The sequence below is a fragment of the Candidatus Cloacimonadota bacterium genome (genome assembly GCA_034661015.1).
In the GTDB taxonomy this organism is placed as follows: domain Bacteria; phylum Cloacimonadota; class Cloacimonadia; order JGIOTU-2; family JGIOTU-2; genus JAYEKN01.
In genome coordinates, this window is record JAYEKN010000031.1 from 1 (window position 1) to 26,086 (window position 26,086).

22 protein-coding genes and 3 tRNA genes are annotated in these 26,086 nt (G+C 35.0%); 13 read left to right on the forward strand and 12 right to left on the reverse strand.

Annotated elements, in window-relative coordinates; genetic code table 11:
* Positions 1-198: 198 nt before the first annotated feature.
* From U9P79_00985 to U9P79_00995, 3 genes are read right to left on the reverse strand one after another with little or no spacing between them, the layout of a single operon-like run.
* Positions 199-1,356, reverse strand: coding sequence for an HD domain-containing protein (locus U9P79_00985; protein MEA2103206.1), 1,158 nt, complete (start codon positions 1,354-1,356; stop codon positions 199-201).
* A gap of 10 nt (positions 1,357-1,366) precedes the next feature.
* Positions 1,367-1,585 (reverse strand): cold shock domain-containing protein, encoded by a 219-nt coding sequence (locus U9P79_00990; protein ID MEA2103207.1) that lies wholly within the window; start codon positions 1,583-1,585, stop codon positions 1,367-1,369.
* A gap of 16 nt (positions 1,586-1,601) precedes the next feature.
* Positions 1,602-2,045 carry a DUF523 domain-containing protein gene (locus U9P79_00995; protein MEA2103208.1) on the reverse strand — a complete coding sequence of 148 codons (444 nt, stop codon included), beginning with the start codon at positions 2,043-2,045 and terminating at the stop codon, positions 1,602-1,604.
* Between the two features lie 77 nt (positions 2,046-2,122).
* Between U9P79_00995 and U9P79_01000 the strand changes: the two genes are divergently transcribed.
* Positions 2,123-2,692, forward strand: a complete 570-nt coding sequence (locus U9P79_01000; protein MEA2103209.1) for a YigZ family protein — start codon at positions 2,123-2,125, stop codon at positions 2,690-2,692.
* Here the strand turns inward: U9P79_01000 and U9P79_01005 are convergent, their stop codons facing one another.
* The 5 genes from U9P79_01005 to U9P79_01025 are packed head-to-tail and all read right to left on the reverse strand — an operon-like array spanning position 2,693 to position 6,414.
* Positions 2,693-3,076, reverse strand: a complete 384-nt coding sequence (locus U9P79_01005) for a YraN family protein (protein ID MEA2103210.1) — start codon at positions 3,074-3,076, stop codon at positions 2,693-2,695.
* A 44-nt stretch (positions 3,077-3,120) separates the two neighbouring features.
* Positions 3,121-3,921: a CpsB/CapC family capsule biosynthesis tyrosine phosphatase gene (locus tag U9P79_01010; GenBank protein ID MEA2103211.1), complete on the reverse strand. Its 801-nt coding sequence runs from the start codon at positions 3,919-3,921 to the stop codon at positions 3,121-3,123.
* On the reverse strand, positions 3,918-4,676 hold the full coding sequence (locus tag U9P79_01015; protein ID MEA2103212.1) for a geranylgeranylglyceryl/heptaprenylglyceryl phosphate synthase: 759 nt from the start codon (positions 4,674-4,676) through the stop codon (positions 3,918-3,920). Before U9P79_01015 ends, U9P79_01010 begins: the two co-directional genes overlap by 4 nt.
* Positions 4,673-5,524: a geranylgeranylglycerol-phosphate geranylgeranyltransferase gene (locus U9P79_01020; protein MEA2103213.1), complete on the reverse strand. Its 852-nt coding sequence runs from the start codon at positions 5,522-5,524 to the stop codon at positions 4,673-4,675. Before U9P79_01020 ends, U9P79_01015 begins: the two co-directional genes overlap by 4 nt.
* Positions 5,524-6,414, reverse strand: a complete 891-nt coding sequence (locus U9P79_01025; GenBank protein ID MEA2103214.1) for a farnesyl diphosphate synthase — start codon at positions 6,412-6,414, stop codon at positions 5,524-5,526. The genes U9P79_01020 and U9P79_01025 overlap by 1 nt, the downstream gene beginning before the upstream one ends.
* A gap of 338 nt (positions 6,415-6,752) precedes the next feature.
* On the opposite strand from U9P79_01025, the gene glnA reads away from it, so the two are divergent.
* From glnA to U9P79_01055, 6 genes are all read left to right on the forward strand, one after another.
* The gene (glnA, locus tag U9P79_01030; protein MEA2103215.1) at positions 6,753-8,174 is read left to right on the forward strand and encodes a type I glutamate--ammonia ligase; all 1,422 of its coding nucleotides are present in this window, start codon (positions 6,753-6,755) and stop codon (positions 8,172-8,174) included.
* 37 nt (positions 8,175-8,211) lie between these two features.
* Positions 8,212-8,997 (forward strand): site-specific DNA-methyltransferase, encoded by a 786-nt coding sequence (locus U9P79_01035; protein ID MEA2103216.1) that lies wholly within the window; start codon positions 8,212-8,214, stop codon positions 8,995-8,997.
* Positions 8,998-9,087: 90 nt separating this feature from the next.
* A complete protein-coding gene (locus tag U9P79_01040) occupies positions 9,088-12,246 on the forward strand; it encodes a type ISP restriction/modification enzyme (protein MEA2103217.1) in 3,159 nt (1,052 codons plus the stop codon).
* A gap of 39 nt (positions 12,247-12,285) precedes the next feature.
* On the forward strand, positions 12,286-12,705 hold the full coding sequence (hypA, locus tag U9P79_01045) for a hydrogenase nickel incorporation protein HypA (protein MEA2103218.1): 420 nt from the start codon (positions 12,286-12,288) through the stop codon (positions 12,703-12,705).
* Positions 12,702-13,427: a P-loop NTPase gene (locus tag U9P79_01050; protein ID MEA2103219.1), complete on the forward strand. Its 726-nt coding sequence runs from the start codon at positions 12,702-12,704 to the stop codon at positions 13,425-13,427. Before hypA ends, U9P79_01050 begins: the two co-directional genes overlap by 4 nt.
* 133 nt (positions 13,428-13,560) lie before the next feature.
* Positions 13,561-14,505, forward strand: coding sequence for a pyridoxal-phosphate dependent enzyme (locus U9P79_01055; GenBank protein ID MEA2103220.1), 945 nt, complete (start codon positions 13,561-13,563; stop codon positions 14,503-14,505).
* 61 nt (positions 14,506-14,566) lie between these two features.
* Here the strand turns inward: U9P79_01055 and U9P79_01060 are convergent, their stop codons facing one another.
* The gene (locus U9P79_01060) at positions 14,567-15,820 is read right to left on the reverse strand and encodes an amidohydrolase (GenBank protein ID MEA2103221.1); all 1,254 of its coding nucleotides are present in this window, start codon (positions 15,818-15,820) and stop codon (positions 14,567-14,569) included.
* Positions 15,821-16,012: 192 nt separating this feature from the next.
* The gene (locus U9P79_01065) at positions 16,013-18,088 is read right to left on the reverse strand and encodes a hypothetical protein (GenBank protein ID MEA2103222.1); all 2,076 of its coding nucleotides are present in this window, start codon (positions 18,086-18,088) and stop codon (positions 16,013-16,015) included.
* Between the two features lie 290 nt (positions 18,089-18,378).
* Here U9P79_01065 and U9P79_01070 point away from each other — a divergent pair, with 290 nt between their 5' ends.
* The 6 genes from U9P79_01070 (at position 18,379) to U9P79_01095 (ending at position 23,358) form a co-directional block, all read left to right on the forward strand.
* Entirely contained in the window at positions 18,379-19,467 is a 1,089-nt protein-coding gene (locus tag U9P79_01070; protein ID MEA2103223.1) for a radical SAM protein, read from the forward strand.
* 282 nt (positions 19,468-19,749) lie between these two features.
* Positions 19,750-21,111, forward strand: a complete 1,362-nt coding sequence (locus U9P79_01075; GenBank protein MEA2103224.1) for a hypothetical protein — start codon at positions 19,750-19,752, stop codon at positions 21,109-21,111.
* Between the two features lie 20 nt (positions 21,112-21,131).
* Positions 21,132-22,685: a citrate lyase subunit alpha gene (gene citF, locus U9P79_01080; GenBank protein MEA2103225.1), complete on the forward strand. Its 1,554-nt coding sequence runs from the start codon at positions 21,132-21,134 to the stop codon at positions 22,683-22,685.
* Positions 22,686-23,069: 384 nt separating this feature from the next.
* A tRNA-Met gene (locus U9P79_01085) sits at positions 23,070-23,146 on the forward strand.
* Positions 23,147-23,155: 9 nt separating this feature from the next.
* A tRNA-Met gene (locus U9P79_01090) sits at positions 23,156-23,232 on the forward strand.
* Between the two features lie 49 nt (positions 23,233-23,281).
* Positions 23,282-23,358, forward strand: a tRNA-Arg gene (locus U9P79_01095).
* A 12-nt stretch (positions 23,359-23,370) separates the two neighbouring features.
* Here the strand turns inward: U9P79_01095 and U9P79_01100 are convergent.
* Together U9P79_01100 and U9P79_01105 are read right to left on the reverse strand one after the other, a co-directional pair.
* Positions 23,371-24,405 (reverse strand): hypothetical protein, encoded by a 1,035-nt coding sequence (locus tag U9P79_01100; protein ID MEA2103226.1) that lies wholly within the window; start codon positions 24,403-24,405, stop codon positions 23,371-23,373.
* Between the two features lie 177 nt (positions 24,406-24,582).
* Positions 24,583-26,086: hypothetical protein (locus U9P79_01105; protein MEA2103227.1), on the reverse strand; the 1,504-nt coding region annotated here is incomplete at its 5' end.

Here is a 26,086-nt window from a genome sequence, read left to right on the forward strand (position 1 = left end):
TTAGAGTCTGTCCGTAAAGTACTATTTTTCGACCTCACCCCGACCCTTCCGCCAGCTGGCGGAGAGAGGGAGACAAAAGTTCCCCTTCTCTTTGAAGAGAAGGGGTTAGGGGATGAGTTGTAAAAAGAATGAAGAATATATTCTACCTGATATGCTACTTTACGGACAAGCTCTAATTAGATTTTACCGATTCCAGATTTACTGTGCTCTGCCCGGTAAGATAAAATCCTCTAACTCTTGGTTCAGATAGCGGTCTGTCATAGTTGCGATGAAATCTCTCACCTTTTCCGCATCATTAAATTTGTCTTTATAGCAAGCAGATTTTCGATTTAAAAAATGGAGAAAAAATTTGGAATCAACATTTTTCTTTTTCAGATCGCTCATATATTTATCAAAAAGAATCCGCACTCCTCGCCGAATCGTATTTTTTTCTCTTTTCATGACAGGATGGTTGTAGATTCGGGAATAATTAAATTTTTTCAATTCGTAGAGTGCATCGGAAGTTTCTTTGTCAAAACAAACATAATTTTTACCATAACTGTTTCGGACTACACTCGTTACGAGGGCGCTTACTATTTCATTGTTCGTGGAGCCGAGTAATTTTTCGGCTATTGGGGGAAGTTCCTTTCGTTCCAAGAATCCGAGCCGAATCGCATCTTCGATATCCTGACCAATATAAGCAATTGTGTCGGAAATCCGTACTACACAGCCTTCGAGGGTGGCGGGAACCATGGTGGAATTATTTTCTTTTTTTTGGCGAATATAATTTTGAATATCCTCTTCGGTTTTTTGCGTATCCGGTTTCAAATGTTCTTCGTGGACTTCACCGTCATGAGAAATTATTCCATCACGAACCTGAAATGTCAGATTCATACCGGTTCCCCCATTTGCAATATAATCAATAATTTGCAGCGATTGGATATTGTGATGAAATTTTCCAATCCCGTGCTGGACGCAACATTCACTAAGCACTTCTTCGCCATCATGACCAAAAGGCGTATGCCCGAGATCGTGCCCCAAAGCAATTGCTTCAATAAGGTCGAGATTTAATCTGAGAACTTTTCCGATTGTTCGGGCTACTTGAGATACGTAAGTCGTGTGAAGACTGCGATTGGACATCTCTTCATCAAAAAGATTAGAGAAATAAACAACCTGAGTTTTGCCCTGATAACGCCGATAAGCACCTGAATAGAGAATCCTATCTTTATCCACAGCAAAAGGGCTTCTATACCGCTTTTTATGTTCAGGCTTTTTTCGGATCGCCTGACTGGAAAGTGTAGCAAATTTGGAAAAATTCAGTTCCCCATATTTGATAGTTTCCTGAAAAATATTATACAAATACTTTTCGTTATTCATAATTAATCTTCTAAAAAGGGAATTTTTCTCGATCAACTCTTTTCACATCATTTGCTTGTGGACCTTTATCCCCCTCACTCGATTCGAATTCAACTCTTTCTTCTTCAACAAGTGTCTTGAATCCTTCCATTGCGATTGATCGCCAATGAACAAAATATTCTTGCTTATCATCACCAATAATAAAGCCGAAGCCTTTATTCCGATTGAACCATTTTACTGTACCTTTCATACAAACACCATACTTTCTATATTTCGTTTTCAGATTTAATTCTAATGCCGTTTTTCATGAGTAAACTTGCCGTAACTCCGCTACCTTGTGCCAATTTTTCATATAAATAAACCCAATTTTTGCCACACGAGGGGCTGTTTTCTTTCAGTATTGCAGTCTTGATATTCAGCATTTTGCAAATTTTTAGAGTTTGTTCCGCTCCATTTACAAAAGCTTCAGACACATCATTCCCCGCATCATTTATCATGTTTTTTGCACCTTTTATGGTTTCAGAACCATTTCCTGCGATAAAAAATGAAGATGGGCGAGGAGTTGGCAAACCACCAAGTTGCTCAGGACAAACAGGAATAAAATCAAATTCGTCTGATAGGGCAACAATTTTTTGGATTTTTTTACTCTTTTGATCGTATCTGCAATTAATTCCAAGCAGGCACGCACTGATTAAGACTTTCTGTTTCACAGTTCAAAAAGTGAAAAAACTGATATTTCTGTCAATAAAATTTGACACATAAGCACAATCTGAGATTATTTCAAGCAATGATTCAAGATTATTTAACAATAAAAAAATCGCAGTGGACAAAACTGACTCAAAAGGATTCTCGCTTTTTCGGAAGGATTTATCCGGTTTCATCAAAGAAGCAAGTTTATGAAATATTGAAAAAGATTGAGAATGAATATCGCAAAGCCACGCATATCGTATTTGCCTATCGCATCATAGATGGTGATGATATTCTGGAATATTCCACAGATGCCGGTGAACCTACACATTCAGCAGGACCACCGGTATTGAAAGTGCTTAAAGGAAAAAATTTGGTAAATGTGTGTGCTTATGTTGTGCGGTTTTATGGAGGAACAAATCTTGGAATCGGCGGGTTGATCAAAGCTTATTCAAAATCCACCCATGCGGCAATAGTGGAAGCGGAGATTGTGAAGAAAATAAATTACATAATTGTAGAAATCCCCACTTCTTACAAGCAAATCGGAAAAGTTCTTTATAAGGTGAAAAAAAACATGGGTAGCGTAGAGAAAATAGATTACGAAAAAGGAGTGAAAATAATTGCCAAAATCCCGATGGCAAGATTGAGAGAATTTGAAGTCAATAAATAATTACGAAAACCCATTTGAATATGGTTCTGAAAAAAAAGCATTTTTTATGTGCTGTAATCTGTATTGCTTTTCACTTGCAAGATATTGCAAGGTGATAATATCAAACCTCACTCCCACTTCCAACTCGTTTTTTGCAATATAATTATCCGCCGTTTTAATAATTTTTTTCCTCTTTGATTCTGTAACAGCAGCAAGAGCTTCTCCAAATTTTGCCGATTTCCTCGTCTTTACTTCCACAAAAATATACTGTGATTCTTTTTTGCAAACAATATCAATTTCACCGTAAACCGAATGATAATTTCTTTGTAATATTTCATAATCGTTGTGTGATAAATAATTTGTTGCAATATCCTCTCCGAATTTCGCCAGTTCCCTTTTATTCATGAGAAAAACATCCCTCTGCTTTCAGATAAAAATATTTAAAGAATCTATATCCGGCTAAGAAAATTGATAAAACGCCTACCAATTGACTGCTTTGGCTTTTCTTCGTCCCAATACAAACCGTCGATCATATTTTCAATTGGTTCATCCTGAAGAAGGTGGCGGGGATTTTCGTCCATAAGCAAATCAGCAAGATTTTGGTTAAAATTTTCTACAATATATTCATAAGCCTGTTGCATTGTAAGCGGACGTTTTTTTATTCCATGCAAATCCGAAGCAATGAAATGAACGCAGCCGTTTGCAAGTAACCATTCTGCAAATTTTTGAACTTTCTCCCCGTGTAGTCCAAAAAGACTACCGGAATTAATTTGAACATATACTCCCCGGTTTAGAATTGCTATTAGCCTGTTCCGATTGTTAATAAAAGGCATAAATCGCTCTGCATGAGCGATTATTGGTTTGTAGCCTTCTCGCTGGAAATCCCAAATAACATCCTCAAAATTGTTTGGAAACCTTTGTAATGCCGACTCAAATAAGATATATTTACTGTTTCCAAGAGTCAAATCATTTTTTTTTATATTCTCAATAATTTTAGGTTCAATATATAATTCCGCACCCGGATAAATTTTGATAGGAATCTCATTTGATTCAATCTCATTCCGAATGAGATTGATTTTGTTTTCAATTATTTCTTTGGTGTTATTATAAGTTCCCGTAATAATGTGTGGTGTGGCAATTATTTCTCTAACATTTTGCTTTACTATTTCTTTTAGAACAGCAACGCTTTCCTCTATTGAATCCGATCCATCGTCAATCCCCGGAAGAATATGAGAGTGTATATCAATCATTTATCTGTTTTATGGATTGCTTCGGAGAACTCGGCAATAATATTTTCGGTTCTGTTATTTTCAAAAACATTTCCAACAACTACAAAATCTGCACCTGCATCTACTTTTTTCCGTGCATCTTCAGGAGTTTTTATCCCTCCTCCAACTATCAATGGGATATTAATCGACTCTTTTACGTGAGCAATCATTTGCTCCGGAACAGATTGTTTTGCACCGCTTCCAGCATCAAAAAATATTAGTTTCATTCCCAAATACTGCGCAGCTAGAGTATGCGAGAGAGCAATATCAATCTTATCTCTGGGAATCGGGAAACTGTGGCTCATATATTGAACAGAAGAAAGGGTTCCTGATTCGATGAGAAAATATCCGGTTGGAATTGCTTCTACTCCATAATTTTTTATAAGAGGAGCAGCGCGAACCTGTTCCCCGATAAGGAGCTGCGGATTCCGGCTACTCATCATACTTAGGAACAAAATTGCATCGGCGAAAGGAGATACAAAATTAAAAATCCCTGGAAAAACAATTACAGGTAGTTCAATTTTGTTTTTTATTGCTTTGATGGTTGAATTGAAATGATGTTCAACCATCATGCTGCCGCCAACTAATATTGCATCTACTCCGGCGCTTTTGCATTTATAACCTATTTCCAAAGCTTGCTCCGGTTTCTGTTTATCGGGATCAATTAAGCATAAAAATCCCGCACCTTTATTTTCCCCAATTTTCAGAAGTCGGTCGTATATAGTTTTTTGTTTCATTGTCCGATCCATAAAATAATTAGAAATATTAGCATATTTACTTTCATTGCTTTTGAAGAGAAGGAGAAAAATTTATTACTTCTCGTAGAGATCAAAATGGTCAAATCCAATAAAATGAAAAGACAAACAAATATAAGTATTAGATAATAATAGGTTATAGTATAGAAATTATTTAAACCTAAGTGAATACAAATTGTAAAAGCCAAACTTAAAATTAAGGCTATTATCAAAGTTGCTTTTGAACCCCAAATAATGGGGAGAGTTCGAGAATCAGCTTTCTTATCACCTTTCATATCTTCAATATCTTTAATCAGTTCGCGAATTAAGGTGTAAATGAAAGCACAAGAAAATACAAAAATTGCATTTTTGAGATTATGATTTGCAAATCCACCATAGATAAAAGTGGAAGCAGTAGCAAAGGCAACTATCAGGTTGCTGATGAAAACCAACCTTTTTCCTTTTTGAGCGTATAACCACAAGATCAAAGAATTTAATAATGCCAGAGCAGACATAGCAGGATTGAACAAAAAAAGGCAAAGGAGATTTCCACTTATAAATAAAATAATTGCATAGCGTTTTGCCGAGATACCGGAAATAATTCCACTTGGCAAAGGTCTGTGAGGACAATTTATTTTATCAATATTTACATCAAAAAAATCGTTTAATGTATAACCAGCTGCGGAAATCAGAGCTGCAGATATTGCTGCCAGAATAGGTATGTAATAAAAAGCAGGATGGGAATAGCTAACCTCTACTGAAGATCTGTAAAATGCCCCGAAAAGTACAGCAAGAATAACAAAAAGAAAATTTAAAGGGCGAATTATTTTGATGTAGGCAATAATTTTCACTAAGGAATTCTGTCTCTTATTGTTTCGATAAATTCAAGAAGAACTTCGTTGCCAGAAATATATTTTATGGTGTTTTCTGCGTCATCAAGTAGTTTGGATGCCCTTTTTTTGGATTCTTCCACTCCAAGCAGAATCGGATATGTTACTTTCCTATTTCGCACATCTTCCCCGGCATGCTTGTGAAGAACTTCATCAGCACCAATGCTGTCTAAAATATCATCAATTACTTGATACGCCAATCCTAAATTCAGGGCAAAATCACCAAACGAATTAATCGTTTGTTCATCCGCATCATTCAAAACGCAACCCATCTGAATAGCACCTTTCAATAATGCTCCGGTCTTTTTCAGGTGGATATCGCGAACCATGTGAAGTTTTACCCTTTTTTTCTGAGAAGTAATAATTTCAATAACCTGTCCGCCAATCATCCCTCTTGTAGAAGCAGAATTTATTAATAATTTCAAACATTCCAAACTCTGGTTCTTATTGTTTATTTCCATTATGGTTTCGATAGATTTCGTAATCAAGGCATCCCCCGCGAGAATTGCAATAGCATTTCCATATTTTTTATGGCAACTGGCTCTGCCACGCCTTTCATCCGAATTATCAATACTGGGAAGATCATCGTGGATCAGGGATGCGGTATGAATCATTTCCATAGCACACGCAGCTGGTAAAATTCTACGAATAGATCGAATATCACGACGGCCGCGTAGCATTTCATAAGTGGCTATCAAAAGTAAGGGACGCATTCTATGCCCACCGGCAAAGATAGAATATCGCATTGCTTCATGGATGGTTTTGGGCATTACATCTGCTGATTCCAAATATTTGTCCAACGCTTTATCAATAATGCTTCTACGCTTTTCAAGATATTTTTCTAATATCAATTATCCTCCTAAGCATTTGTATTTTATTTTAATAGCTAAAAAATTGCCACTATGCTTTTTAAGTCAACTTTTTCAATATAAAAAGACGGGGATCACCTGAATAGAGAGGATAACGGAAAAAGGAGAACGGACTACGGAAAATGGGGGATGGGAAATTGGGCACGAAAAAGAATGAACTATGAAACAATTACAACAAATTGTAAACCCAAAATCCACAATCAACCGATTGAAATGTTTCATATCAACATTACCGATAGATATTTTTATATAGGATATTTGACTAAATATCTTGATTTTAAAGTTTGTAGGTCCTAAAATAATTTAATTTTGGAGGAAACATGATTTCTTTTAATGATTATCATGAAATTAGAAAATACATATTTGATAATGAGATAAAATTTGTCTCATTTTATGTGATTGACATCGTCGGCAGGCTACGGAATGTAACAATTCCATCGGAATATTTCACAGAAGAAACTCTCACAAATGGAATCGGATTCGATGCTTCCAATTTTGGCTATGCAGACATTGAAAAATCCGATATGATTTTTAAGCCTGATCTGAGTTTCGCTTTTAAAGATCCGGTGAATGAAGATTCAAAAATTCTCTATTTTATGTGCCATGTTTTTAACGTGGATACCGGTGAAAGTTTTAGTCAGGATCTAAGGCATATGATTAAAAAAGCTTTACAGGTGCTCAAAGATGAGGGAATAGCAGACGAAGTAAAAATTTTGGTAGAATTAGAATTTAATATTCTGGACGAAATTCATAGCATACGATCACACCGAGAAATTTCTTATTCTGTGGACAGCTCGGAAATTGCCAATCCTCTGGATGGAAGTGAAATTTATCGTTTGGAAAAAAATCACGGGTATTTCCGCTCACAACCGAACGACCATACATTTTACCTGCGGAATGAGATTGTGAACGCCCTTCAGGAAATGGGTTTTCCCATAAAATATCATCATCACGAAGTAGCTGCCTCACAGTGTGAAATAGAATTCAATTTTATGCCGGTGGAACTCGCAACTGATGCCACGGTACTCTCGAAAAACATCTGCCACCGGATTGCTCAAAAACACGGAAAAATAATTTCTTTTCTCCCTAAATTGCTCCCTTACGAAGCCGGTAACGGAATGCATTTTCACATGTATCTTATGAAAAATGGGAAAAATATTTTTAATGATGAAAAGGGATTGTACAAATTAAGCACTATTGCTCTGCAATTTCTTTCCGGAATCCTCACTCATGTCTCCTCCCTTGCAGCATTTACCAACCCCACCACAAACTCTTACAGAAGATTAGTTGCCGGGCTCGAAGCCCCTTCCAAAGCAGTATTTGCAGAGGGAAATCGCTCGGCAGCAATTCGTATTCCCGGATACGTAAAAGATCCTGCCAAACGCAGATTTGAATTCCGTCCGGGCGATGCGACCTGCAATCCATACTTGGCTTTCACGGCTGCAATTATGGCTGGGATTGATGGAGTGCGAAAAAAAATCGATCCAAAAGAAGCAGGTTTCGGTCCTCTCGAGGTCAATCTCTATAAATTATCACAAGAAGAATTAGACAAAATCCCTTCGGTTCCATCTTCGCTTGGGGACGCCTTGAATAGTTTGGAAAACGAAAATGACTATCTCACATCAAACAATGTATTCCCAATTGAGTTGATCCAAAAATGGATTAAAACTAAGAGAAACGATATCGCCGAGATGCAAAAAATTCCCCATCCTTGGGAAATTGCTCGATATTATGATCTGTAAGTCAATCATCCCTGATTGACAAGGAGGATCATCTAATATGAAAATTAATCACGTATATTTTGGTGATTGTATTAAGGTGATGAAAAGTTTCCCCGCAGAATCCGTAGATTTGGTTTTTGCAGATCCTCCCTTTAATATTGGCTTAAAATATGAAAATTACGATGATAACAAATCATATCAAAAATATAAGGAGTGGTCAGAAAAATGGATTGAACAATGCTATCGTGTGCTTAGCAAAACAGGCTCAATTTATATAGCAATTGGTGATGAGTTTGCTGCAGAAATTAACATTCTGTTAAAAAAAATCGGTCTTCATTTTCGAAATTGGATAGTTTGGTATTATACTTTTGGGCAAAATCAGAGAAAAAAATTTAATCGGTCTCATACACATATTTTATATTTTACAAAAAATAAACAAGAATTTATTTTCAACTCAGATACAATCAGAATTCCATCTGCAAGGCAAATCAAGTATAATGACAAAAGGGCAAATCCAAAAGGTAAAATACCAGATGATGTTTGGAAAATTTCGAGAGTCTGTGGAACATTTAAAGAAAGATTGGGTAATCATCCCTGCCAGATGCCTACCGAATTATTAGATAGAATCATTAGGGTAAGTTCAAACGAAAGTGATTTGGTTCTTGATCCATTTGGCGGTACAGGGACAACTGCTTATAGTGCAAAACAATTAAATAGGAATTTCATCACGATTGATATATCAGAAAAATATGTTGATTTGATAAAAAACAGATTAAGCAATAACCAAAATATGCTCCCTAAAAAATTTATAAACAAAAAAGACATCCAAGTTCGCCTCTTGTAATTATTTAGAGATAAAATGAAAAAACTAATAGGAAATTCCGACTTTCCACTTAACGCAAGCAACCAAAATTATAAATAAGAGAAAAACATTATGTTAAAAAAATATTTAAGAGAAATTTTCGGAACTTACTCCCAAGGCGACGCAAGGGAAGAAAGTTTTTACGAAACATTAGCAAATCTGTTTAGAGAATATGCAAACTCTACCAATAGAAAAAACATCCATGTAACTACTTTACCCAAAAAAACAGAAGCTGGAAATCCTGACTTTCGTATCTGGGATGGAAAACAGCACATTGTGGGTTATATCGAAGCAAAAAAACCAGAAACAGAGATTGATAGTGTCGAATTTTCTGATCAATTAAAAAGATATAAAGGTACATTTCCCAACCTAATTTTAACCAATTTTTCTGAATTCAGATTATATCGAAATGGAAAAGAAGTAGAAAGAGTAGCAATTGCTCGCCCTTTTTGGATGAAACAACTTGGGAAAGAACCCCCTTTGGAAAAAAAGGATGAATTCCTCAAATTACTCGCAAAATTTTTCTCATTCTCGCTTCCAAAAGTTTACGATCCAAAAACGCTGGCTACAGAGCTTGCAAAAAGAACAAGATTCTTAAAAGATGAAGTTATTGAGGAAGAGCTAAAAAATGACGAGCAAGCACAAGGTCATATTCATGGATTTTATGAAGCATTTAAAAAATTTCTTTTAAGTGGGCTTTCCAAAAAAGAATTCGCGGATTTGTATTCGCAAACCATAACCTTCGGTCTTTTTGTAGCACGAACTCGGACAGAAAATTCATTCAACCGTAAACTTGCCTTCCGAAAAATTCCAAACACAATCGGAATCTTAAGAGATATTTTCAAATTCATATCTCTTGAAGAATTACCCGGACAAATGGAATGGACAATTGATGACATTTCCGATGTGCTTGCAGTTACCGATCTGAATAGTATTTTGAAAGAATATTCACGGAAAGCAAAAGATCCGATTTTTCATTTTTACGAAACCTTCCTCTCTGAATTTGATCCGAAAATGAGAAAAAAAAGAGGAGAATATTACACACCATTGCCCGTAGTTTCATACATTACAAAATCTTTGCACCAAATTCTTAAAGAAAAATTTGGAAAACCTTATGGATTCGCAAGTGAAAATGTTACTGTTTTAGATCCGGCAGCAGGAACACTTACATTTCTGGCAGAAACAGCAAAATTGGCAGTTGATGAATTCACATCTTCTTTTGGATGTGGTAGTTTGCAAAAATTTGTAAAAAAGCATATTCTCCAAGATTTCTTTGCTTTCGAAATTATGATGGCACCATACGCGGTTGGTCACCTGAAAATGTCGCTAATGTTGCAGAAACTTGGCTACAAAATGAAAGATGATGAGAGATTCAATCTCTATTTAACAAATACACTTGAAACCGAAAACATGGAGCAAACTTATCTTCCGGGCTGGGCATCGATTTCAGAAGAATCGGAAAAGGCAGGATCTATCAAAACCAAAAAACCAATTCTTGTAATTCTGGGAAATCCCCCGTATGCTGGAATTTCCGCGAATAAAAACGACTGGATCGATAAACTTCTCAAAAAAAATATTGGCAACTCGCAAAGCTATTATAAGGTGGACGGAAAATCCCTTGGAGAAAGAAATCCAAAATGGCTTCAGGATGATTATGTGAAGTTCATTCGTTTTGCCCAATGGAAAATTGATCAAGCAGGTGAAGGTGTTCTCGGATTTATCACAAACCACAGTTATCTCGATAATCCAACCTTCCGTGGAATGCGTCAATCTCTAATGAAAACTTTTAACGAAATCTATATTCTCGATCTGCACGGAAATAGTTTGAAAAGAGAAAAATGTCCTGATGGTTCAAAAGATGAAAATGTTTTTGATATCAGAGTCGGCGTATCAATTGTTATTTTTGTAAAGAATGATAAACTTAGCGAACGTTCCAAAATTTCGAAAAGTTCTATATTCCATTCTGAACTCTATGGAAAACGCAATAAAAAATATAAGTGGCTTGAGAAAAATGATATTACAACAACTAAGTGGAAAAAAATCACACCACATAGTAATTTTTATCTTTTTAAACCAAGGGATGAAACTCTTTTAAAATATTATGATAAATTTCAAAAAATAACTGAAGTGTTCCCCTTAAATTCTGTAGGAATAGTTACATCAAGAGATAATTTTGTAATTGATAAAAATAAAAATAGCCTTGAAAATCGAATTCGTCGTTTTAAAAATTCAAAATTGTCTGATGACGAACTGCACAAATTTTTTACCATCAATAATAAAAAAAATTGGGATATAAGAAAAGCATGGAATATGCTTCATAAAATTGATGATTCTGAGTTGGAAACATATATTAAACCAATCCTTTATCGTCCTTTTGATTTACAATGGATTTTTTACCATTATGCTCTAATAGAACGTTCGAGAAAAGAAATTATGCGAAATATGATGAATGAAAATATGGGATTAATAACTTCAAGACAAATGAATAAATTTGGTATTGAACCGGTTTTTATAACAGACTTAATTACCGATGCTCATTCAATAACTTCGGCTGTTTCAATTTCTTATATTTTTCCCCTATACAGTTATCCAGACAAAAGCAAAAACCATCTTTTCGAGAATCATAAAGAATATAAAAAAGAGACAAACCTAAACAATAAATTAATAAATTATCTTAAAAATACATATAAAGAGGATATTTCACCTGAAGAGATTTTTTATTACATTTATGCGATTTTATATTCAAATATCTACCGGAAAAAGTATGCAGAATTTTTGAAGATAGATTTTCCGAAAATTCCATTTACAAAAAATTATGAAAACTTTATTACACTTGGAAAATTAGGCAAGAAATTAGCAGATTTACACTCACTGAAATCTGATGAACTTTCTCCACCTCTCGCACGATTTCAGGGACAGGGAGATTGCAGAATTGATAAGCAGAAAAAAATTGGTAGAAATTATAATGCAAAAGAGAATCGAGTTTATATCAACAAAGACAAACAGTATTTTGAGGGAATCGAACCGGAAGTGTGGGAATATAAAATCGGTGGTTATCAAGTTTGCGATAAATGGCTAAAAGATCGGACTGGACGTCTTACATTATCACTTGGTGAAATAAAACATTATTGTAAAATAGTAACTGCAATTCAAAAAACAATTGAGATTCAGAAAGAGATAGATGGGATTTATCCTGAAGTGGAGAAGGATTTAATTAATTTTAATTTATAGCTACCTAAAAAATCTATAATTAAAATATAAGGAGAATCTATGCACGAATGGGCTTTGGCAGATGCGGTGATAAAATCCGCAAAAAATGTTGCCAAAAAAGAAAATCTAAAAGAAATTACCGAAGTTGTGATTAAAATCGGTGAAATACAAAGCATTGATGAAGAATTGTTTGAGAGTGCTCTGAATGAAGTAATGAAAAAGGATCGGGACAATGCTCTTTTCCAAAATACTGAATTTATATGTAGCATAGAAAAGGCAAAACTCAAATGCAATGTTTGTGGGCACGAATGGCTGTTTGAGGAAAACAAGAAAGGTTTGAATGACACGGAAACCGAATCCATGCACTTCATCCCGGAAACGGCGCATGTGTTTATGCGTTGCCCGGAATGTAACAGCCCCGACTTTGAAGTCTCAGCCGGAAGGGGAATTTGGTTAGATTCGATCGAGGGGGAAAGATGATGGACCCAAGAATGAGCATAATTGATGAGCGACTGAAAAATATTGATAGAATTATCACGGTATCAGGCGGAAAAGGTGGCATCGGCAAAAGTTCGATCGCAACCATGCTCGCTCTTACTTTTGCAAAAGAGGGCAAACAAGTAGGCTTGTTCGATCTCGATTTTTCAGGACCTTCCGACCATATTATTCTCGGGAAAAAAGAATTTAATTTTCCCGAAGAGGAGCACGGAATATTCCCACCAAAAGTTCACGGCATCAAATTTATGTCTATCGCAGATTATACAAAAGGAAAACCGGCATCATTTCGCGGGACTGATATTACGAATGCAATCTTAGAAATCCTTGCCATCACACGCTGGGATGAACTTGAATATCTAATTATTGATCTACCTCCCGGAATTTCCGATACTGCTCTGGATACAATCCGAATGATCAAGCGCGCTGAATTTATCATTGCAACTACTCCTTCCAAACTCACAATTCAGGTTGTAAAAAATACTATCACTTTTTTGCAGGAGCTGAAAATCCCCATTCTTGGAGTAATTGAGAATATGAAATTCGCTAAATCAGATTTCGTTTCTGATGAAATGGAAAAAATGAATGTTCCCTTACTCGCTCAAATTCCTTATGAATTCGAATATGAAAGTGCAATCGGAAATTTGGAAAAATTATATCAAACTGAATTTGCAAAAATAATGACTGATGTTTCGAAAAAATTGTAGAACTTTTTTTAGACCTTGCAGATTGTTGAGTTTGCGAAACCTCCCTAAGGATCGGCAATTATAGGATAAGCCATTGCGAAAGTGGATAAGAAAAGACCATTCATAAATAGTTTCGTTATTAACGGAGTAAGCCATGCAAATTCCATCTTTTAGCGAGATTAAAATCGCTTATAAACGAATAAAAAATTATATCCACAATACACCTGTTCTTTCCTCAAACTCAATCAATAAAATTTGCGGAGCAGAGATTTTTTTTAAATGCGAAAATTTTCAAAAAGTAGGCGCTTTCAAAATTCGGGGAGCAACAAATGCCATTTTTTCCCTCTCGAATGAAGATGCTGAAAAAGGTGTTGCCACTCATTCATCCGGAAATCATGCTCAAGCGTTGGCATTGGCTGCCAAATGGCGAGGAATAAAATCTTATGTGGTGATGCCCAAAAACAGCCCCCAAGTAAAGATTAATGCAGTTAGAGGTTATGGAGCGGAAATCACTTTTTGCGAACCAAATTTAATGGCACGCGAAAACGGACTTTCAAAAGTTGTGGAAAAAACCGGAGCGACTTTTATTCACCCTTACGATAATTACAATGTGATCTGCGGACAGGGAACCGCTGCTCTGGAATTTCTAAAAAAAGTTCCGAATCCTGATATTATCATGACACCGGTGGGAGGTGGTGGTTTGCTTTCCGGAACAGCTATAACCGTTTCCACAATCTCGGATAAAATTAAAATAATCGCAGGAGAACCAGCTGGAGCAGATGATGCTTTTCGCTCTTTCAAATCGGGAAAATTGATTCTGCAAACCAATCCGCAGACAATTGCCGACGGATTGCTTACTTCACTTAGTGATCTGACTTTCCATATTATCACAAAACTTGTTGACGATATCCTAACCGTTAAAGAAGAAAATATCAAAAAAGCGATGCAACTTATTTGGGAAAGGATGAAGATAATTGTGGAACCTTCCGCAGCAGTTCCATTGGGTGCAATTCTTGAAAATCCTGAATTATTTTCAGATAAAAAAATTGGAATTATTTTATCCGGTGGAAATGTGGATTTAGAGAAATTACCGTGGTAAAACGAGAGTGAAAAACCCTATCAGGATGATTGTTTTACGGGTGCAATCAGGAATGACTGCGTTACAGGTGTACTAATTTTTTGGCAACCTCAGCTGCTTTTGCTTTTATTTCTTCCTCACCCTCAACCTGTCTGTTTTGCATGAGAATTTTCCCATCACAAATCGTTGTATCCACGCAATCAGCATGAGCAGAATAAACCATATTAGAAATCAGATTGTGATTCGGGATAAGATTAATATTATTCAAGTCAACGAGAATTAGGTCTGCGAGTTTTCCCTCTTTTATTTCGCCACAATTCAGATTGAAGATTGTTGCTCCATTTTTTGTGGCAATTTCAAATGTTTTTTCAGCCGGTAAAAACTGCGGATCAAAATTATTTATTTTATGAAGCAATGCCGCAAATTTCATCTCTTCCAGCATGTCGAGATTATTATTGGATGAACATCCGTCAGTCCCGAGTCCCACGGTCAGACCTTTTTCCAGCATTGCTTTCATCGGTAAAATACCGGAACATATTTTCATATTCGAGACAGGTGAGTGAGCAATTTTTACATCAAATTCATGGAGAAGGTGAAGTTCTTTTTCATTTACATGGATAACATGGGCTGCTACGAGATTTGCACCCAAAAATCCAATATCATGCAAATATTCTACCGGGCGTTTCCCATGCAATTTTAAGCAATCTTTCACTTCCTGCTCAGTTTCCGAAAGATGAATGTGAATCATAAGATTGTTTTCATAGGCGAAATTTTTTATCCATCTCAGGCTAAATTCGGAAACGGTGTAAATGGCGTGGGGACCAAGACTAAAAGATATACGTTCGCTAATTTTTTTTGAATGCTTGAAAAGTTTTTCATTAAGATTGATTTGATCTTTTGCTTTTCCAAAATCCCCTCCATCAATAAAAACTCCGGATATCATCGCGCGAATTCCCATCTCATCTGTTGCTCGTGCCGTACCGTTGAAATGCCAATACATATCATTGAAAAAAGTTGTTCCAGATTTTATCATTTCCAGACAAGCCAGCTTTGCACCCCAATAAACATCATCTTCTGTGAGTTTTGCTTCAAGAGGCCAAATCCTGTTTTGAAGCCAATCCATTAAGAGCATGTCATCCGCATAACCACGCAAAAGAATCATAGCGGAATGGGTATGAGAATTAATAAACGAAGGTAAAACTGCTTTTCCGTTACCAATTATTATTTCATCTGCTTTTTCATTTATGGAATCTGCGATCTTGGAAATCAGATTTCCCTTGATGAGCAAATCTTTTTGCTTACTATTTAGTAAAACATTTTTTATAAGAATAGACATAATTTATCTCACCTTGAAATTTATTAGGGATTAATTTGACTTAAATTAGCGGAACACGAATCCTTTCGTGTTTGTGAGGAATTTCAAACAGCAAAAAGTCAGAAATTATAATCTTATCCGTTAGTTAACGGGCTGATGAGCCACATAAAAAAACGAAAAAACTTAAGTTTTTCAGTTGATGATTTATGGCTATTAAATAACTGTCACAATTTTATTTTTTCTTAATTCAAATACTTTTTCCTCAAGTAAATCATTCATAAATATTCTACACAAATCACGGGATAAATGATATCTTTTTCTGAGATCGGCTTCCATTTTATTCCTTGTGAACACTCCGGATTTCGTTTCCATATAACGTTGTATCCGATTGCTCAAAAACTGATTACATAGTCCTTTGCATTTATATTTTCCGGGATAAGTTCGATCTTTCAAACCAAAAAAAGCAAGTGGAAATTTTTTTATGTCTTTATGGGTGGAAATCATATTAACAATACTGGTTTTCTCATATTTTCTGTATTTTTTTACATATTCCACTAATTTATCTTTATGAACTGGCTCTTCAGAATTCCGCAGAAGTTCTTTAGCAATATCTATGGCAAAACCGGATTTAACATTTTCCTTTTCGTCTTCCCAAATTCTCAGAGCATATTTGTTCTGTTTACCCAACGAAATAATCTTTTTGCTTTTCAGGCATATTTGCCTTACCTTTTCTTTTTCCAAATCTTCTTTAAAATAATTTGACCGTATTTCATCATATAAAGTCTCAAAATCCAACGGCTTATCATGGTTTGTTAATATTTCCATAATAGCTTCTTCCAATTTACTTCTTGAGGTTGGTAAAAAAATGAAATAATCATCATCGTAAACCTGATTCTTCTCCATTTCCAGAAAATGAATTACTACACTTTTCAATTCACCATAATTACGTTCTTCGTCTAAAATATAAGGTTTTAAAATTCCATCAATTTGAACTCGTTCCTTCTGATAAACGTCTTGGTCATGCCTTTTGCAAATGTTCACGAGAAATTTCGTCATATCAAAATATTTCAAGAAATCTTTTTGCACGAGATAGAATTGATTCAGTCTAACAAAATCATTTAGCAACACGAATTTATCACTTTCCAAAACCGAAAAAACGTAAGAAATAAATTTATCGCTGAATTCAACTTTTTCGATTTCTCTGATTTTATCAAATTGTGCGGAACTTAAAAGGACAAATTGTTCAAGAACATCTTTTTTGAAAATATCTTCATAATTTGTATAGCGATACAAAAGGGATAACACGCTCAACAATTTCATCATTTTAATTCTGATAATAAGTTTAATTTGGCGGACACGTTCTCTGGTGATTTTTATTATTTCACCGGAGCTCCTTAAACTGTTTTTCTTCTCGCCAACAAAATATCTAAAATTGTGCTTAAAGATAAAAACTTCTCGCTCATCAAAATAGCTCGAATTATCAATAATTGCCTTTATAAGTTTGAAAAAATGTATATTCTCAAAATCAATTTGAACTTCCATTTTGCAAAAACTTTCAATTATCTTTTTTATTTCTATAGGTTTCAGCATATTCACATTGATAATTTTTTCAAAAGTAAATTTGTTATTTTTGACAACCTCATAGAATTTATCGAATAGATAATCCAGATTAAGTTTTTCATAGTTGTCTGAGCAAAGGAATAAAAGGTTATACAATTCCCCAAAATCATTTTTTTCTAATATTTTATACAACTTTTGAGCAGCTATTTTATCAAGTTCTTCCGCTTCTATTTTTTCCACTTCTCTTAACCTTGCTCTGAAACAACAAATTATTTCCATAAGATTTATCAGTTCTAGATTTGTTACATTCCCCCCCCCAAGCAGGTTTGTGAATTGGTTATATTTCAGATATTCGGAAATAATATCTCTCAGACTGCGCATATTGTTTTTTTCCAAAGTGTTAAATGTTCGGAAAGAGAGAACAGATTCCAGTGATTCGGCTGAAATTTTTTCAAACGAATCCAAAGAATAAATTTTGTAACAATCAATCTCAATCGGATTTTGGTCTATGGTGATCTCGCCAATCAAACGCAATATCTCGCGATTGGTTTTTCCACCACAATGTTTTAAAGATAAAAAATGTTTATGTGTTTTAAAATATTCTATAAAGGCATCTAATGTTTTAAAATGTTTTTGCAAAATGTTATAACTACGTTCGGTTAAATAAGATTGCAGACAGTTAATCTTCAAATTCTTTGCCTGATTTTTCCCAAAATTTAATTCTTTCATAATACTCTTCTTTCCTTTTTAATTGCTTTTATTTTTTAATAATTTATTCTTATTATAATAATCGAAATAAATAATTTTTACATATATTTGTCAATTAAATCAAATTATTTTTTGTGATACCCTCAAACTTTTCAAGAAGAGTTGAATAGAAAATCCTCACATTTCTTGCCATCATTTTCTCACACTAATATTTTTGCACATAAATCATAATAATTTTATGATAAATATAAATCCAAAAAAATCTATGGTAAATGTTAAAATGAAAAAAAAATAGCTGCGAAAGTGAGATTATGAAAAACATAGCATTACTAATAAAACTAATTTTGTTAAGACTGTTCAATAAATTAACGTCAAAGAGCATCCTGCCGATAAGTTATACGGTTAGTGTAACTTACCGCTGTAATTCACGCTGTAAAACTTGTAATATTTACAAGAAGAAATCCGAAGAGCTGTCTGCCAAAGAATATGCTAAAATTTTCAAAAAAATAGGAAAATCTGCTTATTGGATCACCATAAGCGGAGGTGAACCTTTCCTTAAAAAAGATTTGTATGAAATAATTCAGGCAATATACAAACACTCCAAGCCTAAAGTAATCAATATTCCTACAAACGGACTGCTTCATAATGAAATTCCTACCCTTGTGGAAAAAATCGCGAAAAATTGCCCCAAAAGCCAAATCATCATCAACCTTTCTATTGATGCTATCGAAAATCAGGATGATGAAATACGTGGAGTGAAATTTGCTTATTCAAAAGCAATTTCGACTTTTCGAAAATTGAAAAAACTTAAAATAGAAAATCTAAATATCGGAATTCATACGGTAATCTCCAAATACAATGAAAATAATTTTCAACAAATCGCTGGAAAACTTATGTCTTTCGAACCGGATTCCTACGTTACAGAAATCGCAGAAAATAGGGTAGAACTCGGCACAATGAAATATGACATCAGCCCATCAGTGATGAAATATTCACAAGCAATTGACTACCTTTTATTTCATATCAAGCAGATGAAATTTCAAGGAATGAATCGAATAACTCAGACTTTCCGAATCGAATATTACAAAATGGTTAAGCGACTCCTCGTGGAGCAAAAACAACAGATCAAATGCTATGCAGGAATCCTGTCCGCTCAGATTGCCCCGAACGGAGACGTCTGGCCCTGCTGCATGAAGGCTGTGAATGTAGGAAACCTCAAAGATTTTGATTACAATTTCAAAAAACTATGGAAGAAAAACGAAACCCTGAATAACGAACTGAAAAAAATTGTGGAAGAATCTTGCTATTGCCCCATGGCAAATGCTTCTTATACCAATATGCTTATGAACAATAAAATAATGTGGAAAGCAACAAAGCATTTCCTTTTTGGATCTAAATAGAGTCTGTCCGTAAAGTAGGGATTCGACGCAGATAAACACTGAAAAAACCGATTTTCGCAAGATAAAATTTTTTTGTAAAAAGTGTAATATCCTCGTTGAATGCTTTGTATTTTAATATTCAACAGGGTTTTATCAGCATAATCAGTGTTTATCTGCGTCGAATCACCTGCGGAGAATTATTGCAAAAATACGACTTTACCGATTGCCACGAAAAAATGCCTGATATGACCCTTTACCGCTCGTTGAGTTTACAAACAGAACACTAAACAATCTATAAATTTTATGAAAATAAACGATCTAATTGCAGATTTTTCACAAAAGAACGGAAGTTATATTTACACCGACTTTTATGAGAAATCTCCTGCTAAAATTGCCCTGATAGCAAAAACTTCCCAACAAGGAGAAATGGCAGAGCAGGCTTTGTCCAAACTTCTTGAAACTTTTAAAGAAAACTTCTATCCAAACCAGTATGATACTGAAAAACAATTACGAAAAACAGCAACCGAAATTCACTGGGCACTCTCTGCTTTCTTACATACAAAAAAAAAACGATTTGAAATTTCTCTGATCATCCTTGCGATAAAAAACAATATACTTTATGTTATCCAAGCCGGCAGATTGGTAGTAGTTAGTCTTTTTAAGAAGCCGGAAATTATCGGATTGAATGTAGCCCAATTATGTGATAGCGAAAGCACTATACCCCGGATAGGTTCAACCGATGGAGATTTTAATTTTAAAATATATAAAAAGCGAATAAATCCCAATGAACGATTTTTGATTTTACCAGTATTTGCTTCGGAAAATATTCTTTCGCAATGTGATTCCCCAAAAACTCATGCCAAATTTATTCAACATCTTCAAGAAAAACATGTTAATCCCCTTTTATCTTTTCACATTCAACGATCATCCGGAAAAAAATACAAAAAACGATTCAATCTCACTACAAATTCTTCGGCTCGAATACTTGCGGCTATAGTAATAATCGCCAGTTTGTATGTTTTGTTGGGCAGAAAGTTAATGCAAGGCTGGTTAAGTAGCGGTAAAGAATTCATCAATGAACAAAAAATTCAAAATATTAATATTGAACAGATTCTCATTCCTAATCAATCGCTTGTTTTTAAAGAAGATTGGAAATGGAATGCTCCTGAAAAGATCACCTTAAAACCGCATTTTGATTCTGAAAATATCTATTTGATCTGCGACAATGAAATATTTTGCATCAAAAAAAATACTTTTCTGGTAAAATGGAATCAGGGTGTGGATTCTGAAATTTATACTGCGAATCTTTTGAGGAGAAATGTGATCCTTATTTTTGATTTATCAGGAGATCAATATTTATTAAGCACAAAAACCGGATTGGAATTATGGAAAAAATCTGATGTTTTATCTACTCGAAGTTCAAAACAAAATCCGAGACATTTAGAATACATTGATTTTATCCGCGACGGACGGTTGGAAAAAAATTATTTTGTGGAAATAAATGCAAAATCGCTCTCGGTTTACTCAGCTGATAACGGAAAGCAACTTTCCTCAATCGAATTTAAAAATGAAATAGGTTATGTGTCGGATTATGATTATATTGAAAAATGTTTTTACGTAACTTTTGGGCAAAAAATAGTGAAAATAAAATTACTTATCAATTAGATTATCCCTTCGGAGGAAGAATGAAATTCACAAAAAATGCAGCCGGGAGAATGATTCCCGATGAGATCGAGGGAAGAAAATTACGTCCCTTTATGGGTGCTTTTGCAGATAGTGGGGGTGGATATCGAGCAGCTCCACCAATTCCCGTGAGCAAACCAGACACAAACAAAGTGCTGAAATCTTTGAGAGAAGCGATTAAAGCCAGCGGATTAAAAAACGGCATGACAATCAGTTTTCATCACCATCTTCGAAATGGTGACTATGTAGTAAATATGGTTCTAGATCAAATTGCAAAAATGGGTTTTAAGGATATAAATCTTTTTCCAACCGCTTTATTCCCCGTGCATAAGCCAATTATTGAGCATATTAAAAATGGTGTTATCCGAAATATTCAGGGAAGCATGAACGGACCTGTGGGTAATTTTGTTTCCCACGGTGGACTTCCCACATTGGCAGTTTTACGAACTCATGGTGGCAGAGTTCGGGCTGTTGAAGATGGAGATGTTCATATTGATGTAGCATTTATCGCTGCCCCCACAGCTGATGATTATGGAAATGCCAATGGAGTGGATGGACCTTCGGCATGCGGTCCTCTGGCGTATTCTGCTATTGACTGGCAATATGCGGATAAAGTTGTGCTCATTACCGACAATCTTGTAAAATACCCGCTGATCCCCTATTCTGTGCCTTCTACGCATGTAGATTTTATTGTCAAAGTAGATCAGATCGGTGATCCAAATTTGATTGTTTCCGGAACGACCCGCATAACCCGTTCCCCAACCAGACTAAAAATCGCAGAAATTGCGGCCCAGTTTATCAGCGAATCTCCTTATTTCAGAGATGGATTTTCTTTCCAAACCGGTGCCGGTGGTATTTCGTTGGCAATTACCAACATTCTGGCTGGGATAATGAAAAAAGAAGGTGTCAAAGCTCGTTTTATAAATGGTGGAGTTACAAAATTTGCCGTCAAAATGCTTCATGACGGACTAATAGACGTTTTGTATGATGGACAGGTATTTGATACTGATGCGATTTATTCGTTCAAACACGATTTGTATCACGCAGAAACTCCGATGACAATGTATGCAAATTACCACAGCAAGGGCTGTCTCGTAAATCGGCAAGATATTGGTTTCTTGGGTGCTACGGAAATTGATGTTGATTTCAATGTAAACGTAAATACGCATTCCGACGGACTTCTTTTGCATGGAATTGGTGGGCATACGGATGTGGCAGCCGGAGCAAAATTAGCTATGATGGTTGTTCCTTCTTTCCGCAACCGTATCCCGATTATCAGGGATGAAGTTACTACGATTACTACGCCCGGAGAAACCGTTGATGTGGTTGTTTGCGAAAAAGGAATTGCGATCAATCCGCTTAGGAAAGATTTAATTGAACATTTCAAAAATTCCGATTTGCCTATCCGAGATATTCACGATTTGAAAAATGAGATTGAAGAAATAACCGGAATTCCCGAAAAACCAAAATTAAAAGACAGAATAATCGCTCTTATCGAATATCGGGACGGAACCATCCTCGATGTAGTTCGTCAGGTGGATGAGCCGATGCAGTAATTGGCAAATTAGCATTTATAAAAATTCGTATCTATCTGTGAAATATATATTCAACGCAGATGAATGGGATAAACAAACATCCCTTTGAAAAAACGATTTTCGCAAGATAAAAATTTAATTATAAAAAATTGTAGTATCCCCGTTGAATGCTTTGTACTTTAATATTCAACAGGGGTTCATCAGCAAAATCAGTGTTTACCCCGTTGGATAATTTATATAATTTAAATGTTATTATTTTTAAGCAACAGAGTATCCTACGGGGTGAATCTGCGTCGAATTACCTGCGGAGAATTATTGCAAAATTTTGAGTTTACGTATGGACACTAATTGGGAAAACTTGACAAGGAAAGTCGGGGTGAAAAATTTAGGTATAATAAATTATGTCGCGGGGTGGAGCAGTCTGGTAGCTCGTCAGGCTCATAACCTGAAGGTCGTAGGTTCAAATCCTGCCCCCGCTACCATTTTTTTTCGGCGACGTAGCTCAGTTGGTTAGAGCATCGGAATCATAATCCGAGTGTCCGGGGTTCGAATCCCTGCGTCGCTACCAAATTTAATATCTTTCCCACAATTTATAAAAGTCTCCTCTCATTTAATGTGCGCCAGTAGCTCAGTTGGATAGAGCAACGGCCTTCTAAGCCGTAGGTCAGAGGTCCGAGTCCTCTCTGGCGTACCATTTTGTTTTAACTTACCCAATCCCATCAACCCACAGAATAAGGTCCTTCAACTGATAAACCAAAGAATTTACCGTATCTGTGGTTGGTTCAAAATTATCGGAAGTATTTTTGCTATGCGATCCAAAATCAGAACCAATTCCCATAATATTGTAAAAAGCATTTTTTATGATGATGTTGGAACCGAATCTATAATTTTTTTCATGCTTTTCGTCATCATCATGAAAAATCCAATATATTACATTTCTCATTACGATTTGATTTTTATTCTTCTCATTCCAGCAGTCTTCAGGAGCATCTTTCTTTTTGGCAATTAGGATAAGAATGTTTTCCAATATTTTTCGCAAGGTTCCAAGATTCATTGCAATTGCAGTAGGTGAACCATCGTCCTTTTTTTGAAGAAGTTGGATAAAATTGTAACTGCTATTGCCTTTTATTTTGGAGCGCAAAATATCAATATATTTCTTATTTTCTAAGTGCAGGTTCAAAATTTTGATATTGTTGATTTTTTGGATCAGTTCCTTGAAGTCTTCATTTTTGGATTTGTCAATGATGTTACTTTCTTTAAATTGTTTCAGGGAAATATGCTGACTGATCTCATTTTTGTTAGGCAATTCACTGGCGGAATATGCGGTGAGAAAATAGAATTTCTCCTTAATAACAATTCCCTTATACGCCAATTTTTCCAAAAGGTAGTCACCCTCCCTTTCACAATATTTGTCTAATAATTTCTCATCAAAATCATTATCAATATTTTGAATCTTTTCCAAAGAATAGCCTTCTTTTGTGAGATTTCTATCAACGATGAAAAGCGAATAATGGTCGCTGTATTTCAGAACCTGCAACAAAGCATCCTCAAAATTATATTCCGCTCGCACAATATCCGAACTATCTATAATTTCCTTTATTTCTTGCGGGGACGCTCCATATTCGTCCTCTTCCAATTTCTGCAATTTGCTCACATTTTTATCGCCCAAATATTTTTGGAACAATCGGATAATTTTGGGAATATTTGTTGAAAGTTCATCCTCTACATATAGAATTTTCATATTGCTTTCTCGCTTTCATAACTATTTTATTTTGCAGCTATTTTTTTGTGCATGTGAAATTTGTAGCAAGTTTTTTCCCGACTGAAACTAAACATGCATACATCTTATTTGAGTTATCTTTTTTTGTGATGTACGTAGGGGAAAAACTTAAGTCAAGTGGGCTAAAGCCCGCTTAACTCAAATTTTTTGCCAAAAGTTATGAAATTTTACTTGCAGGGAAAAATTCTTATCTGTTTTTTTTATCTCAGGTTTTGTGCGCAAGAGTTTGCTAAAATTTTCGATGACCACGTGTCCCAAGCCGGTTGTTTTGGTTTTCTCAGCAGGTTTATATGAATTTTCTACTAACAATGCAACTTTTTCTTTGGAAGCAGTAAAATGTATTTTCAGAATTCTATCCTCAAAATTTGCAAATCCGACGTATTTTACAGCATTGAAAATTATTTCCTGAAAAAGAATTTGCAGCTTGATCGCAGATCCTTTCTCGTTTCCGGTTACAAACTTTTCAGCAGATTCCAGCACGAAATCGGTTTTGAATAAGTATTCGTTCATAAATTTCTCTATCTCTGCAATTTCGTTTGAATTTGAAATTTGTTTCCAAGCAGATTTTGCTGAAGTAAAAATTACTTTCGTGGGAAAATAATTTCGCATAAAGTTGCCAAAATATTTGCTGTCAAACATATTGCTGACCGAATGTTTGAGCGCTTCAATGATCATAAGTTCTATGGAAAGGGAATCTTCTCCCTCATTATGTTTGGAATCATAAGCAAAATCTTCATACGAACCCTTGAAAGATAAATTCATAGCATTCACGATTTCCCTAATGAGATTTGCTCCCCGAATGGCATTGTCTATGATCTTTGGCTTCACTTCTTTTTCTCCCCTAAGATTTTCCAATGGATCAATAACTGTTCCGAGCATATTTTTTATCGAGTGAGAAAGGTCGGCGATGATTTTGTTGCGTTCCTCGATACGGGCTTGGATGATGTTAATTTTATGATCCTTTTTTAATTTAGCCGTTAATTTATCATTAAGTTCCTCTCTAATTTCCATAATATTATAGTTGTCTGGAGTAAACAGCGTAACACATTTATATAATTCTAATTCAGATTCGTAATCTTCAATTTTATCATAGTAATCTGCCATTTCTTTAAATTTTTTATATGTTTTAAGTGGAGCATCATCAATAGAATGGATTTGCTCTATATATTTATTAATTTTGTCGTATTTATGTTTTTTAAAATTCATATAAGCAATTTCCACTAATAATTCCATATACACATCATTATTCAATTCTAAATCAATTTTCCCTTCAATTGCTTTTTCGTAGTCTTCAAAGGCTTTTTCGTATTCGTGTGTTTTTTTATAATTCTCTGCTCTCAACTTATAAAAACTAGCATCTTCAGGTTTAAGTTCAATAGCTTTTGTCAGATCTGAAATTGCTTTTTGATCATCGTTTCTGCTTTTATATATGTATCCTCTTAGACCATAATGAAACGCATTTTCAGGATCAAGTTCAATAGCTTTTGTCAGATCTGAAATTGCTCTTTGTGTTTGTTCAGGATAAATTAGAAAAGCTCTGTCATAATATGCTTTTGCATCATCAGGATTTTCAGCAATACTCTCATTTAATTCTTTAAGTTTTTCGGAATTTTCATTATTTTTTTTCATCATAAAGCCTTTC